The sequence below is a fragment of the Streptomyces sp. NPDC031670 genome, from assembly GCF_055580545.1.
Window position 1 is genome coordinate 104,256 of sequence record NZ_JBVILC010000008.1, and the last position, 14,634, is coordinate 118,889.

The 14,634-nt window shown below is 70.3% G+C and carries 7 protein-coding genes; 4 read left to right on the plus strand and 3 right to left on the minus strand.

The window, feature by feature from the left end:
- Nucleotides 1-7: 7 nt before the first annotated feature.
- Entirely contained in the window at nucleotides 8-7,519 is a 7,512-nt protein-coding gene (locus ACZ5ID_RS17110) for an SDR family NAD(P)-dependent oxidoreductase (RefSeq protein ID WP_468898168.1), read from the minus strand.
- 492 nt (nucleotides 7,520-8,011) lie between these two features.
- On the opposite strand from ACZ5ID_RS17110, the gene ACZ5ID_RS17115 reads away from it, so the two are divergent.
- Nucleotides 8,012-9,412 carry a hypothetical protein gene (locus ACZ5ID_RS17115; protein ID WP_468898170.1) on the plus strand — a complete coding sequence of 467 codons (1,401 nt, stop codon included), beginning with the start codon at nucleotides 8,012-8,014 and terminating at the stop codon, nucleotides 9,410-9,412.
- Between the two features lie 91 nt (nucleotides 9,413-9,503).
- Nucleotides 9,504-10,415: a short-chain dehydrogenase/reductase gene (locus ACZ5ID_RS17120; RefSeq protein ID WP_468898172.1), complete on the plus strand. Its 912-nt coding sequence runs from the start codon at nucleotides 9,504-9,506 to the stop codon at nucleotides 10,413-10,415.
- Nucleotides 10,416-10,607: 192 nt separating this feature from the next.
- Here ACZ5ID_RS17120 and ACZ5ID_RS17125 read toward each other — a convergent pair whose 3' ends face one another.
- Both ACZ5ID_RS17125 and ACZ5ID_RS17130 read right to left on the minus strand, forming a co-directional pair.
- Entirely contained in the window at nucleotides 10,608-12,236 is a 1,629-nt protein-coding gene (locus ACZ5ID_RS17125; protein WP_468898174.1) for a class I adenylate-forming enzyme family protein, read from the minus strand.
- A gap of 271 nt (nucleotides 12,237-12,507) precedes the next feature.
- Nucleotides 12,508-13,041, minus strand: a complete 534-nt coding sequence (locus tag ACZ5ID_RS17130; RefSeq protein WP_468898176.1) for a hypothetical protein — start codon at nucleotides 13,039-13,041, stop codon at nucleotides 12,508-12,510.
- Between the two features lie 619 nt (nucleotides 13,042-13,660).
- Between ACZ5ID_RS17130 and ACZ5ID_RS17135 the strand changes: the two genes are divergently transcribed.
- Together ACZ5ID_RS17135 and ACZ5ID_RS17140 are read left to right on the plus strand one after the other, a co-directional pair.
- Nucleotides 13,661-14,032 carry a bestrophin-like domain gene (locus ACZ5ID_RS17135; protein WP_468898179.1) on the plus strand — a complete coding sequence of 124 codons (372 nt, stop codon included), beginning with the start codon at nucleotides 13,661-13,663 and terminating at the stop codon, nucleotides 14,030-14,032.
- A 201-nt stretch (nucleotides 14,033-14,233) separates the two neighbouring features.
- Nucleotides 14,234-14,632, plus strand: coding sequence for a WXG100 family type VII secretion target (locus ACZ5ID_RS17140; RefSeq protein ID WP_468898181.1), 399 nt, complete (start codon nucleotides 14,234-14,236; stop codon nucleotides 14,630-14,632).
- Nucleotides 14,633-14,634: the final 2 nt, after the last annotated feature.

Below are 14,634 nucleotides of genomic sequence, written 5' to 3' on the forward strand. Positions count from 1 at the left end.
TGAGCGCTCAGCGGGGGCCCGGCACGGTCAGAGCCGGCGCGGTGGAGCTGGGCGCGGCGGGCGCCGGCACGGTCGGGGTCTGGTGGCCGAGGCGGATCAGCGCGCGGCGGGCGAGGTCGGTGATGCCTTGGGCGTTGAGGAATTCCAGGGTCGGCAGTTCGCAGCCCAGTCGGCGGCGGGCGGCGACGACGGCTTCGACGGCCATCAGCGAGTCCAGGCCGAGCTGGTCCAGGCGGCGATCGCGGTCGAGGCGGGCGGGGTCGGTCTGCAGGATCTCGGCCAGAACCTGGGTGATGGCGTCCGCCGCCAGGGCGAGTGCTTCGTCGGGGGTGGCGGTGGCCAGGCTGTGGCGCAGCTGGTCGGGGCCGTCGTCCTGGGGAGTGTGGAGGGGGATGAGCGCTGCGAGGCGGGGGGTCTGCACGGCCGGCATCATGCTGCGGATGCGGGCCCAGTCGATCCTGGCGGCGGCGGTGACGTCGGTGTCCTGGGCGACGGCCTCGGTGAGGGCGGTGCAGGCCTCAGCGGGGGTGAGGTTGTCCAGGCCGAGGCGGGTGAGCATGTCGGTGATGCCGTGGCGGGCGGCGTAGCCGGTGTCGCCGACGGCGCCCCAGGCCACGGTCGTGCCGGGCAGACCGGTGGCGCGCCGGGCGCGGGTGAGTGCTTCGAGGTAGGCGTTGGCCGCGGTGTAGTTGGCCTGGTAGGCGTTGCCGAACCAGGCGGTGACCGACGAACAGGTCGCGAACAGATGGAGGTCGCGGTCGCGGGTGAGCGCGTCCAGGGTGGCCGCGCCGAGCATCTTGGGCTCCAGAGCGGTGCGCAGACGTTCGTCGGTGAGCCCGGCCAGCGGCGCGTCGTCCAGGGCCATCGCGGCGTGGATCACCCCGCCCAGGGGGCGGCCGTCGGCGTCGATGGCGGCCAATGTCCGCCGCAGGTCCTCTTCCCGGGTGACGTCGGCCGCGTGGGCGGTGGCGATGACGCCGCGTTCGGCGAGCGTCTGGATCAGCTGGGAGGCGCCGGGGGTGTCGGAGCCCCGGCGGCCCAGGAGGGCGAGGTGGCGTGCGCCGTGGTCGGCGAGATGGTGGGCGAGGGCCGCGCCGAGGCCGCTGAGTCCGCCGGTGACCAGGTAGGTGGCGTGCGGAGAGAGTTGCAGGGGCGGGCGGGTGCGCTCCAGGGGTGGTGGCTCCTCGAAGGTGATGATGACCTTGCCGAGGTGGCGGGAGCGTTGCAGGACGCGCAGGGCCTCGCCGATCCGGGTGGCCGGGTAGGCCAGGTGCAGCAGGGGGCGGTAGGTACCGTCCGCGATGAGCCGGGCTGTTTCGTCGAAGCAGGTCCCGGCCTGGGGCAGGCGGCCGGAGATGAGTTGGTAGGCGTCCACGCCGAAGAAGGCGATGTTGTTGCTGAAGGGCCGCAGTGCCAGCGGGGTGGAGGTGTAGATGTCGCGCTTGCCGAGTTCCAGGAAGCGCCCGCCGGGCCGCAGGAGTTCCAGGGTGCGGCTGATGGCCTCTCCCGCCAGGGAGTTGAGGACGACGTCGACGCCCTGTCCGCCGGTGAGGTCGCGGACGTGCTCGGCGAAGTCCAGGGTGCGGGAGTCCAGGACGTGGCGGACGCCGAGCATGCGCAGCAGGTCGCGTTTGGCGGGGGTGCCGGCGGTGGCGATGACCTGGGCGCCGCGGGCCCGGGCGACTTGGAGGGCGGCGAGGCCGATGCCGCCGGCGGCACCGTGGATGAGGACGGTCTCGCCCGCCTGGAGACGCGCGAGCCGCTCAAGGGCGTGGTGGACGGTGAAGTAGACCACCGGCAGGGTGGCGGCCTCCGTGAACGTCATGCCGTCGGGGACGGTCCCGACGAGGCGGGCGTTGACGGTCACGTGGGAGCCGAGGCTGCGGGGCGCCAGCGCGTAGACGCGGTCGCCCGCTGTCAGATGGGTGACGTTGGCGCCGACCGCGGTGACCGTGCCGGCGCATTCCAGGCCCAGGGCCGGCCCGTCCGGCAGCGGTGTCTCCGCGCCCGGCGGCAGGAGGCCGACGGCGAGCATGACGTCGCGGTAATTGAGTGCTGCCGCTGCGACGGCGATGGTGACCTCGTCGTCCGCGCACTGCTGCGGCCGGTCCGGAGTCCAGGTGAGCCGGGGGCGCAGACCGGCGTCGTGCAGGCGCAGCGTGAAGGGTGTTGAGGCGGAGGCATCGGGTGCGGTGGTGGAGGCGGGCCGGGGGACGGTGCGCGGGACGAAGCGACCGCCGCGGGTCAGGACGATCTCGTCCTCGTCGCTGGACTGGAACAGTTCGGCCGCCAGGCGCCGCGCGTCGTCGGCGGCCCGGTCCCCGGCGTCCAGGGAGATGCGCCGGACGGTCAGCTGGGGGACCTCGTTCGCCAGGGAGCGAGTAGCGCCCCACAGCGCCGCGTCCTGGGGAGCGCCCGGTCGTTCGGGGGCGGGGTGGATGCCGCTGGGCCGGGTGACGATCCACAGGTGGGCCGCTCCCCCGGTCGGCAGGTGCGAGCCGGCTTCGGCGAGGTCCCGCAGTACACCGAGTCGGGCGACGGCCTGGTCGCATGTTTCGGCGGGGCTGTCGCCGGGGTGGGCGTCGAAGACCAGGACCGTGTGCGGGGGTTGTTGCTCCCCCGCCGTCTGTGCCCAGTGCCGGGGCGTCTGGTCCAGACCCGCGACGCGGACATCGGCGCCCGCCTCGAAGAGTACGTCGACGAGGTCGCGCAGCAGGTCGCTGTCGGGGTTCTCCCCGGCCAGCAGCCAGCGCGCGTTCGGGGTGGCGGGCGGCGTGAGGGGGGCGAGGGGGGCGGTGGTACGTGTCGCGCGACGGGCACAGAGCACTGAGTACTCGAGTTCCGGCGCGGCTCGGTCATGTCCGAGTTGGGCGACCTCGTCGAAGCCGCACTCACGCAGCAGCGGTGCCCACGCCTCCCCCGGCAGCAGCGGGGAGTCCTCGCGCAACGGGGCGTCGGTGAAGTCCCAGAACCCCTCAAGGGTGCCGAAGCAGGGGGCCAGCAGCCCGGGTTCGTGGGTCTCGTGGACGAGGAGCTGTCCGCCGTCGGCAAGCAGGTGGGTGATGCGGGCGAGCGTCGCTCGCAGGTCCCGGGTGGCGTGCAGGACGTTGGTGGCGATCACCACGTCGAAGGAGCCCGCGGTGAAGCCCTGCTCGGCCGGGTCCTGGTTCAGGTCCAGGCAGCGGTAGTCGACGAAGTCGAAGTCGGCGAAGCGGGCCTTGGCCGAGGGGAAGAAGCCGGCGGACAGGTCGGTGAAGGTGTATGCGGTGCGCTCGGGCGGCAGGTGGGGCAGGAGCAGGGCTGTGCTGCCGCCGGTACCGGCACCGACCTCCAGGATGCGCAGTGGCCGGTCCTCGGGCCAGGTGCGGACCTGTTCGCGTACCAGGGCGAGCAGCAGCTGATTGTGGAAGCGGGGCTGGACGGCATCGCTGTAGAAGTACTCGATCATATGGCGGTCGGGTTCGTCGAACAGCAGCGCCAGCGGGTCCTGGTCGCCGCGCAGGACATCGGCCAGGTGCAGACAGCACCGGCCGAACAGGGACGTCTCGATCGCGTACTGGGGAAAGTCGCGTACGAGTCGCTGGAACAGCTCCAGCGACGGAGGGCCGTCGGTGTCGGGAAGCCGCCAGCGTGCGGGGCGGCCTTCTCCGGCCGGCTGGATCCGGTGCACCAGCCCGCGGGTGGCACTTGCGAGAAGCTCGGCCAGGCGGGCGTGGTGAGGCCGCATGCCGCCTGCCACCAGATCATCGGTGTCGAACTCGCTCTGCCCCTCCGGCAGCAGTTGGGCGAACGCGTCGGCGATCAGGCGTGAGCAGCACTCGCGCAGACGGTGCAGCCCGGCTTCGTGCCCCTCCTCGCGCCAGGTCTTCTCCAGACGGTCGCGGTAGGGCAGACACGCCCGTACCAGAGCGGTGGGCGAGGGCAGAGGGCTCGGTTGTGCCGGTCCTGCGGTTCCTGGAGCGGCCCGCAGTACGTTGACGAGGCGCTGTACGGGTTCGGTGGGGGTGTTGCCCATGCGGCGCAGTCGGCAGCCTGTGAGCTGGAGGCAGACACTGCCGTCGGCGTCGGACAGGGTGATGTCCCAGCACGTTTCCTGTGGGTTGCTCTCGCGCAGGCGTACGTGGATCAGGCCGCTGCGCGGCGGGGTGTGCCACAGGCGCAGGGCTTCGACGGCGACGGGAAGGAACGGCAGATACTCGCCTTCCACGCTGGTCAGGCAGCCGCCTGCCTGAAGCGCGCCGTCCAGGAGCGCGGGGTGGACGTGGTAGCCGTCGGCGGGTTGGTCGAGGGTGTAGGAGGCGAGGGCTTCACCCTCGTGCAGCCGCAGGTCGGTGAGGACCTGGAAGGCGGGTCCGTATACGAGGCCGACGCGCCGGGCGCGGGCGTAGTGCTCGGTGGCGTCCATCCGGGTGTGGAGACGCGAACGCAGCTCGGCGACGTCGAGGGAGGGCGGCGCGGCGGCCAGCAGGCGGCGCACGCGGGCACGGGCGTACGGCTGCCAGGGCAGGTCGTCGCCGGTACGCGCGGCAATCGTCAGGGCCTGGTCGTCTTCGCTGAGCGAGACCTGTACGCGCACATCGGCGGCCTCGTCGTCCCAGGGCACATCGAGGGCCCGGGTGATGAGCAGATGGTTGACCTCGACGGGGGCGTCGTGGACGAGCCCGCCCGCGGCGAGGGCCATCTCCAGGTAGGCGGCGGCGGGCATGACGACGGAGCCCGCGACCTGATGGTCGGCCAGCCACGGCAACCGGGCGGGCTCCACCAGGTTGGACCAGCCGGGCTGCTGCACGGGGACGCGTGCCCCCAGCAGAGGGTGTTGCACGGGGGTGGTCTCGCCGCCGACGCGCAGCCACCACTGGGGGTCACCGTGCCAGTGCCGCTCGCGCTGCCAGGGGTACGCCGGCAGGTCGCTGATGCGTCCGGGCCGCGGGAAGAAGACGTCCCAGTGGGTCTGGGCGCCGGCGGCCAGTACGTGGGCCGCCGCCGTATCGACGGCGGCGGACCCCGGCACGGCCCGAGCACAGGTAGCCGTGACCAGCACCGGCCGTTCCACGTCCTTGACCGCCTTGCGCAGATAGGGCCGCAGGACGGGGTGAGGGCCGATGTCGACGAAGATGTCGTAGTCGGCGTCGAGCAGCGTGTTCAGGGCCGGTCCGAACAGCACGGGCTCACGGACGTTGCGCCACCAGTAATCGGCGTCGAGATCCTCGCCCGGGCATACGGCGCCGGTGACCGTCGAGACGAAGGGGAGGACGGTGGCGTTGGAACGCAAGCCCTCCAAGTCCTTGAGCAGGCCGTCCCGTACGGGGTCCATGGCTTGGCTGTGGAAGGCGTAGTCCAGCTCCAGCATGCGGAAGAAGATCGCGCGCAGCTCCAGGTCCGCGCCCAGGGCGCGGAGGTCTTCCTCGGGACCGCAGAGGGTGACGTCCCGGTCGCCGTTGACGGCGGCGATCTCCAACGTCCCGGCGTACGGGGCGAGTTCCTTGGTCGCCTCCTCCGCGGACAGGCCGACCGCGGCCATGCGGCCCCGGCCGCGTGTGGCTGCCTGCGCGCGGCTGCGTTCGGCGACCACCCGGGCGGCGGCCGGCAGGTCGAGGGCGCCGGCGACGTGGGCGGCGGCGATCTCTCCGACACTGTGGCCCAGGACCGCGGCCGGACGGATGCCGCGGGCCTTGAACAGTTCCACCAGACCGATCTGGAAGGCGAACAGCAGCGGCTGGGCGATCTCGGTGGCCTCGATGCGCGCGGGGTCGGCTGCGGCCATTTCCGCACGCACCGACCAGCCCAGGTGGGGCCGGAGGGCGTCATCGACCCGGTCGAGCGCGGCCCGGAAGTCGGGTTCCTCGCGCAGCAGGTCCGCCCCCATACCGGCCCACTGGGAGCCGTTGCCGCCGAAGGCGAACACCACGCGGCCGTCCGTCACCGCCTGTCCGGTGGCGGTGGCGGCGGGCAGGGGCAGTGCGCCCTGGCCGACGGCTTCCAGGGCTTCGACTGCCTGCCGGGCGTCGGGAGCCAGGACCACGGCCCGGTGCGGGTGCAGGGTACGGCGACGTGCGGCCGTCCACGCGATGTCGTAGAACCCCTGAGGGGTCTCCTCCCGCAGCCGCTGGGCCATGCCTGCGGCTGCGGCCTCCAGCGCCTCCGGGGTGCGGGCCGAGACCACCACCGGCAGCACACCGGCGGGAGACTCGCTCGGGGTGGCGGCAGGGGCCGTGGGCGCGGCGGCCAGGACGACGTGTGCGTTGGAGCCCCCGAAGCCGAAGGAGTTGACGCCGACCACCGGCCGCTGCCCGGCCAGGGGCCTGGCTTCGGTGCACGGATCGAGCTGCCAGCCCTCGAAGTCGATGTGCGGGCTGAGCGGCTGTGCGTGCAGGGTCGGCGGGATGCGGCGGTGCCGCAGGACGAGCAGGGCTTTCATCAGTCCGGCCATGCCGGAAGCGGCCTCCAGGTGGCCGGTGTTGCTCTTGACCGATCCGATCGGCAGCGGCCCGATCGTGCGCCGGGTGCCGAGGGCGCGGCCGATGGCGTCGCATTCGATCGGGTCCCCCACCGGGGTGCCCGTCCCGTGGGCCTCCAGATAGGACAGGTCGTCGGCGCTCACGCCGGCCTGGGCGTAGACCCGTTCCAGCAACGCTGCCTGCGCCCGGGCGCTGGGAAGTGCCAGCCCGGTGGTGCTGCCGTCGCTGTTGACGCCGCTCGCCAGGATCACTCCATGGATGCGGTCGCCGTCCGCGAGCGCCTCGGACAGAAGTTTGAGGGCCACCACGCCACCGCCCTCCGCGCGCACATAGCCGTCCGCCTCCGACGAGAAGACACGGCAGCGGCCGGTCGGCGACAGCATGGAGGCGGCCGAGAAGCCGGTGAAGCCGAACGGACTGAGCAGGACGCTCACTCCTCCGGCCAGGGCCATACGCGCGCGGCCCGTGCGCAGCGTCTCGCACGCCTGGTGCAGGGCGGTCAGGGCCGAGGAACAGGCGGTATCCACCGTCATGCTCGGCCCGTGCCAGTCGAGCAGATGGGAGATGCGGTTGGCGGCGTTGGTGGCCGCCAGTCCGGCCATCGAGTACGCGTTGGGCGCGTCACCGCCGGTGGACTGCAAGTCGGCGTAGTCGTGACTCGACATGCCGACGAACACCGCCGTGTCAGAACCGGCGGTGGCCATCTGATCGATGCCGGCGTCGTCCAGGGCCTCGACCGCCATCTCCAGCAGCAACCGGTGCTGCGGATCCATGCGCGCCGCCTCGCGCGGTGAGACCCGCTGGAAGTAGCCGTTGTCGAAGCCGGTCACGTCCTGGAGGAATCCGCCCGCCGCTGTGTAGCTCTTGTTCTTCCTGCGCCGCTCGGTGTCGACGAACCGTTCGGGGTCGAAACGGTCCGGTGGAACCTCGCCCACCAGGTCACGGCCCTCCCCCAGCGCCTCCCACAGGTCCTGTGGTCCATCGATGCCGCCCGGCAGCCGGCACGAGAGGCCCACGATCGCCACGGCGGGCCTGTCAGGGTTCGTGGGAGCCACGATCACGGAGTTCTCCCGGTGCTCGAAAGAGGAGTGGGCAGCAGAAGACCGCAGGCAATGACATAAGAGGGGTGCTTCCGCCGCCGGGGACGCCGTGATCATAGGGAGACCGACGAACAATCCCCGCACGCGTTGCGGCGTGCGGGTGAAGGCGGGGAAGAACTCCTGAGCGCACGGGGCGGGAATTCGGCATGTCCGGCGGCCCGCGGCAGCTCCGCCATTCACCCGAGAGCCTGAAGGTCGCGACTCCTTCACACCGCTGACGTGCAAAAACGTCGCATGCGCGTCAACTGATCATCCCTCGATCCCGGAAAGGGTGACTTTCAGTAGGTGTTCCTTTGGGCCGCCGGTAGGGTCACCGACGTCCTGAGCCCGTCCCCACAAGCGGCTTCTCACCCATCCACGGCAAGACTTTGTCGCTGCCGCGTTTTCACGCGCCGCGACCCAACCGACGAAGGCCTCTTTCGAGACGGCCGCAACGTTCCCGGAAGGTAGGCCATGAGTATTTCACCGGTCGCCGTACCCGTCGTACAAACCGATGTGACCGCGTGCGGCTGGTGGCGTCCGTGCACGGTCCAGGTCATCGGTGAGATGTCGGCAGGACAACAGGCGCTGCGGTCCTTCCTGGACCATCTGGTCGCATCCTTCGAGGCGCAGGGCCATACCGTCCTGGACCGCTCCTACGGCGACGTCGACCTGATGCTCATGTGCGGGCAGATCCCCGAAGGTCCGCAGCCTCTGCGGGAGAGGATCCCCGATGGTTATCCGCCGCTGAGCGCGATGCTGCGCCAGCAGCACGGCCTGCGCCGCAACCCCCGTCATGTCGTCGCCGTGGTCGAGGTGCCCGAACGACTCAGTGCACTGCCCCACGCAGAGGTCGTCGCCACCGCCCGCACAGCCATGGGCCGGCTCGGCGCGCCGAAGGTCCTGTTCGTGTCCCGCGGCGATGCTCCCGGGCAGGTGGCGGAGGTGACGTTCTGCAACATGGAGGGCGGCCATCCCACCGAGACCACGGATGTCGCCGACCGCATGCGTGATCGGCTGGTCACCGCGGCGTGCGCCCGGCAGGTCGCTGAGGACTACGACACCGTCCGCGACGCGATCACCGCCGAGGCGTGGCAGGCCGGTGCCGCCCCCGAGCAACTGGCCCGGGCCGGCCGGCGGATGGGCGAGCTGGGACTGCTGCCTGCGCCGGTGAAGGTGTCCGACTTCGTCTCCGACCAACTGGCCGACATGTACGAGGTCTACATGGGGATGCGGGGCTTCAGCGAAGGCATGCTGTTCGCCTTCGACCCCGATCTCAACTGCCTGGTGGTCAGCGCCTCAGGTTCCTGGGACGTCGACAAGCGCAACCTGACACGAGAGCAGACCGTGGCCGTCGAGCCGCGTCTGGCCGACGGCCGGCGCCTGCGCGTCCTGGCCCCCAGCGGCGTGCTGCCGATGCAACCGTCAGTGGAGACATGGGAGATCTGCGCCCTGATGGAAGCCTGCCCCACCGTCCGCGTCACCAAGGACCCGTCAGGTACCTGGGTGCTGGACTCCGACGGAGAACGCGAGGTGCCTCTCATCCGGGCCGGCATCCACGCCCATGTCGGCGTCGTCTCCAGCGACCACACGGTGATCGAAACCGTCGAGGCCGACCGCGAGCAGTTCCCCTACGGCTTCGGCTGCGGTACCGACCTCACTGTCGAGATCGCCCGCGACACCGTTCGCCGTTCACGCGCCGTCAACGATCCGGCCGACCCGCGGACCTATGTGCGCTGGCCCCTGCTGTACCACGGGGAGATGGCCGTCGAACTGTGGAAGCCGAGCCTTCCCGCCCAGCCCTTCCAAGGTCTGCTCGACCTGTACGGCACGGCCATCCGGTTCACTCCCGACGACGTCCCGCAGCCGGTATGAGTGGCGTTCCGAACTCCAGCCCGGGGGCCGGGCCCGGCAGAGGGCAGCGCGTTCCGGAGACTCCCCCGCCCCCACGACAAGGACACGGCCCATGGCCACGTACTCCCTGTTGAACAAAACCGTCTTCATCACCGGAGCCGCAGGCGGCATCGGGGCAGCCGGCGCGCGGGTCCTGCACGCCCGAGGCGCCAACCTGGTCCTTACCGGTCGCAACGCCTCTTCACTCGCCCAGCTCGCCCGCGAGCTGGGCGAGGAACGAGCGCTGCCCCTGCCGGTGGACGTGACCGACCGGCCATCCCTGCGGAACGCGATGGCCTCCGCGGTCGACCGGTTCGGTGCCCTTGACGTCGTCTTCGCCAACGCGGCGATCGGCCCCGACCTGCCTGCCACCATCGCCACCATCGACCCGGAGTTGTTCGAGCGCATCGTCGAGGTGAATCTCCTGGGAGTGTGGCGCACGGTGCGCGAGGCACTCCCGTACATCATCGCCAGCCGCGGCCACGTCTTGGTCACCTCGTCCACGTACGCGTACATCAACGGCGCCGTGAACGCTCCGTACGCGGCGTCCAAGGCCGCGGTCGAGCAGTTCACCCGAGCCCTTCGCGTGGAGTTGGCCATGCACGGAGCCACGGCCGGCGTTCTCTATCCGGGGTGGGTGCGGACTCCGATGAGCCGATCGGCGCTCGGCGGACACGAACTCACGACCCGGATGCGCGAGGTCGCCTTCCCTCGCCTCCTCGCAGCCCCCATCTCCCCGGAGACAGTGGCGTGCCGAGCGGTTCGGGGGATCGAGCGACGTGCGACACGCATCACGGTGCCGCGCCGCTGGCAGTCCGTCGGGGTCTTGCGCGGCATCGTCAATCCGCTCTCCGACCACTTCCTGTCCCGACACACCAAGTTCCAACTGCTCCTGAGCTTTCTCGAAGACACGGCGCGCAACGGAGCGACGCCCCCCGCGCAGCCCTCTGTACAGCCGGTTGCTTCAAGGACCACGTCCGCTTAGCAACGACGTTTCCGAGGGACTTCGCCGCGGACCTGCGGTTCCGGCTCGACTGCGTGCGGGACCTGGACGACCTGATTCTCGTACTCATGGCCGACAAGGGGATGCCCGCCGCATCGGCCGCCACCCAGGGCACGGCCTCCCGACGCTTCGCGGGGCTGGTGATCCAAGCACTTGCTTCGGTGGCAGGGCCCCCTACGGAGTGCCCGGGGCCGTGCTCTTCCATGTGGCGCGCAGCGTCTTCTTGTCCACCTTGCCGACCTTGGTCATCGGCAGCCGATCGAGCAGGACCGTCCTCCGGGGCGTGTACAGCTCCCCCAACTCGGCGGTGACCGCGGCGGCGACCACGTCCGGGTCCACATCAGCGCCCTCGGCCGTGGCCAGGAAGATGTGTACGGCCTCCCCGTAGTCCTCGTCCGGCACGCCCAGCGCCGCCGCGTTGAGCACACCGGGCAGCGTGAGCAGGAAGTCCTCCAGGACCCGGGAGTAGACGTTGTCGCTGGTGCTGCCGGTGATGATGATGTCCTTGGCCCGGTCGACGAGGTACAGGTACCCGTCGGTGTCGAGGTAGCCCATGTCCCCGGTACGCAGCCAGTCACCGTAGAACGCCTCCGCGGTGCGCTCCGGGTCCTCGTAGTAACCCAGCATCACGGACTTGCCCCGGACGCACACCTCGCCGATCTGCCGGGCGGGCAGCGCCGTCGCACCATCTTCACCACGGATCTCGATCTCGGTGTCGGATATCGCGCGACCGCAGCTGCGCCAGAGTTCGGGGCGCTGGGCTCCCTCGGTGGCGAGGTCCTCCGCACCGAACGCGGCGATGCCGAGCGCCTCCGACTGCCCGTAGCCCTGACTGAGTACGGGCCCGAAGACCTCGACCGTCTGCTGGAGCCGGCTGGGTGACGAAGCCGCGCCGCCGACGACGATGCTCCGCAGCCCGGGGAGTACGCCCGGTTCGCACTCCGGGTGGTCGAGCAGCGCGTACAGCATGGGCGGGACGAACATGGTGGCGGTGATCCGCTCCTCCCTCAGTACCGCCAGTGCCGCGCCCGCCTCGAACTCGGGCAGCACGACGAGGGCGCAACCGCGCACCAGCGCCTGAATCGATGTGAGGTGGCCGCTGCCGTGCGTGAGCAGCGTGGAGACGAGTACCCGGTCCGTACCGGGTTCCATGGTCGGGAAGAACCCCGGGGAGGGGGAGTCCTGCGGGCCGTCCTCCACGAGATCCAGCACCACGTCGTACAGCCGGTGGCTGTGCGCGGCGAGCTTGGGGCGGCCGAGGGTGCCGCCGGTGTAGAGGACGGTGACGGCCTCGTCCGCCGCCGGGGCGGGCACGCCTTCGGGGCGCACCACAGGGCATTCGGCCGCGACGGCCAGCAGGTCCGTACACCGCTGCTCACAGGGACCGACGCTGAGCAGCACGGGTGCGTGGACACTGCGGCCGGCCGCGTCGGCGGCGCGCGCCGCGAAGACCGGGTCGGTGACCACGACGCGCGCCTTGGACTGCTCGACCAGCGCGGCGAGTTCGCCGGGTCCTGGCTCGGGCGGCAGAAACACCACGCGGCAGCCGATGAGATGGACCGCGAGCTGCACCAGGACGGAGTCCACGCGGTTGGCCAGGAACAACCCCACTCCGTCGCCGGGCGCGAGCCCCTGCCGGCGCAGCGCGTGCCCCAGACTGAACAGCCGCCGCCGAGCCTCCCCCCGGGTCAGCCGCTGGGTCCCCTGGGCAAGCGCCTCTGCGTCCTCGTCCTTGTGCCAGTGCTCCAGGATGTGGTCCAGGTATGTTCGCGGTCCGGAAGTTTCCTGCGCGTTAACGATCATGAACACATGCAAGCACGCCGCTCGGGAGCCGTGATTGCGCAGGGGACAACTTCAGCCACCGGTCATCGGAACGCTATCCTCCGGTATGGGATGGTTGGTCGGCTCCCCGCCGTGCGTGTCCGTGACCATCGCAAGCCGGAACCGCGTGCGACGGATCGGCAAGATCAGGACTCTCCGGGGCAACGCGCGCGCCCCCAACCACTTTGACGGTTTCGTTGTGCGAACTCAGAGACGGGCCGCCCCTGGGCGCGGACTCCAAGGTGACCAATGGTCAGGGCGTCCCGCCGATCTGGAGGAAGACCCCTTCCTGGGGGTTGGTGCTGCCGGGGTTGGGAGTCAGGGTGAAGGTGACCGACGTCAAGGTTCCAGTGAGGCGAACAATGCCGTTGGAATCAGTGAGCGCGGTCGACCCGGGGGGAGGTTGGAACGCCTTGCCGGTGACCTGGTTGCCGGTCACCTTGAAATCGGTGTCGCCGCTGACCCGGGTGACCTGAATGATCGTCGTAGCCGGCGCAACCTGCGTAAACGTCAGCGTGGAGCTGAGTGATCCCAGATAGAAGACAGGATCCTTCAACGGGATAGTGAACGTGGCTTTGAATTCGTGACCTGCGGCTCCGACGATTTCCACCATGCCGGTGGCAGCCAACGGCGGGTTGAAGGCCGTGGATCCGAAGCCGGGGTAGTCGTCCTTGAAGAAGAAAGCCGTGCCCATGGGTCCGGTCAGTGTCACGGGGCCCAGACACCCGGTCGCGCCGTTGGGGTCGGCCGACTTCCAGTGGACGAACTCCATCTGAGGCGTTGCCATGCGTATCGACCTTCCTGGCGATTCGGGCCCATGCCGAACCAAGGTGGTTCGCCCCCAGAGGCTCCTGCCACACCCGGCTCACCGGGGCCGGTCTCGGGTGACCTGCCCAAAGCCGCGCCGACCGCGCGCATCCCCTCAGGGGCCGCCTTACCCAGCGTTCAGGGAACGCCCCTCTACCTCGAATGTCCCTTATTTTCAGATTAGCCTGCTCCGAGGTCCGCGTCTCCCTGAGTACTGTTCGCTCGGCGGCAGCCTCCCCAAGGTCCGCCGCCCCATGCCTTCATGTCGACCGGACAGCCCACCGTGGCAAAAACGGTGAGCTCCACCTCTCGACGAACACCATGGCCGGTGAGACCCCGCCCTCCAGGTGAGCGATCCTTCTGGCGGAACAGAGGTTCCTCGCCCGGGGGCGATGATCGTTTTGCGGTCGGGGGGCACCGGCGAGCACGACATGCTCGCGGCGCCTTGCCGCGCCCGCTGCAAGAGACTCCCGCCTGCCCCCCCGGAGGTGGCCCCTCGTGGTCCTCGTCATTGCCGTCGCCGTCGTTGCCCTACTCTCCGTCTGGCCGCCAACCGCTGGCTGCAGCCAAGACTGCTCGGCGAGGACGACGAAATGGGCATGGCCGTCAAGGACCTCGTCAATCCCCTCCTCACCCTGACCGTCCTACTGCTCGCCTTCGTCCTGGTCACCGCCAACGGCTCCTACGGCAAAGCCAAAGTCGCCTCGCGCGGGGAGGCCCGGGCCCTGGACCAGCTTGCGGAGACCGCCGAGTACGCGCCCGACGCGCAAAGGGCACGGATCCAGGCAGACGCGGTCTGCTACGCCCGCGCCGTGCGAACCCAGGAATGGCCGGCCATGTCCGACGGCAACGACTCATCGGGACCCAGCGTGTGGTCCACCGACGCCCGGCAGACACTCCGCCCCCTTGAGGGCAAACCCGTTTTCGGCATGCTGATCGCCGCCGACAACAAGCGCTCCGACGAGCGCTAGCGATCAGCGAAGTGGAGCGGCAGGCGGCTCGACTCGCACCAGCCCCGCACCCAAGGAGAACGCGTGCAATAGCAGCCATTCCCCCGGCAAAGATATTTCGCACCTCGCCACCTCACCCTGCACATCTGGCGCATTCCCAACTCCCCTGCCAGACACCGCAGTTGTAGAGTCCCCGTCAGCTGTCTCCGGGGGGTGGGCGTGATGCACGGCAAGCCGGATCTCGGTGTGCCCGAGGAAGACGGGCTGGCCACGCTGGCCCGTGATCTGCACGACATGCAGGTCCACCTCGACAAACAGGTCCGTCGCATGGACGGCATCGTCGACCGTATCGAGGCCGGATGGCGTAGCCCCGCCTCCGCCGCCTACCGCGATCTGCACCGCGGTGCGGCCAAGGACGCCGTACGGATACGGGAGATCCTCGCCGTCGTCGAAGAAGCCGTACGTCTCGGCCGGGACGGGTTCAGTGACCAGGACCTCGCCGTCCTCGCCCAGATGCGCCAGATCCAGGACCACATCGACGTCGCCCGGGAAGCCGATGCCCTCCAGTCCTCCCCTCCCGCGAGCGCGACCGGCCCACGCAGCAGCATCACCGACCTGTAGAC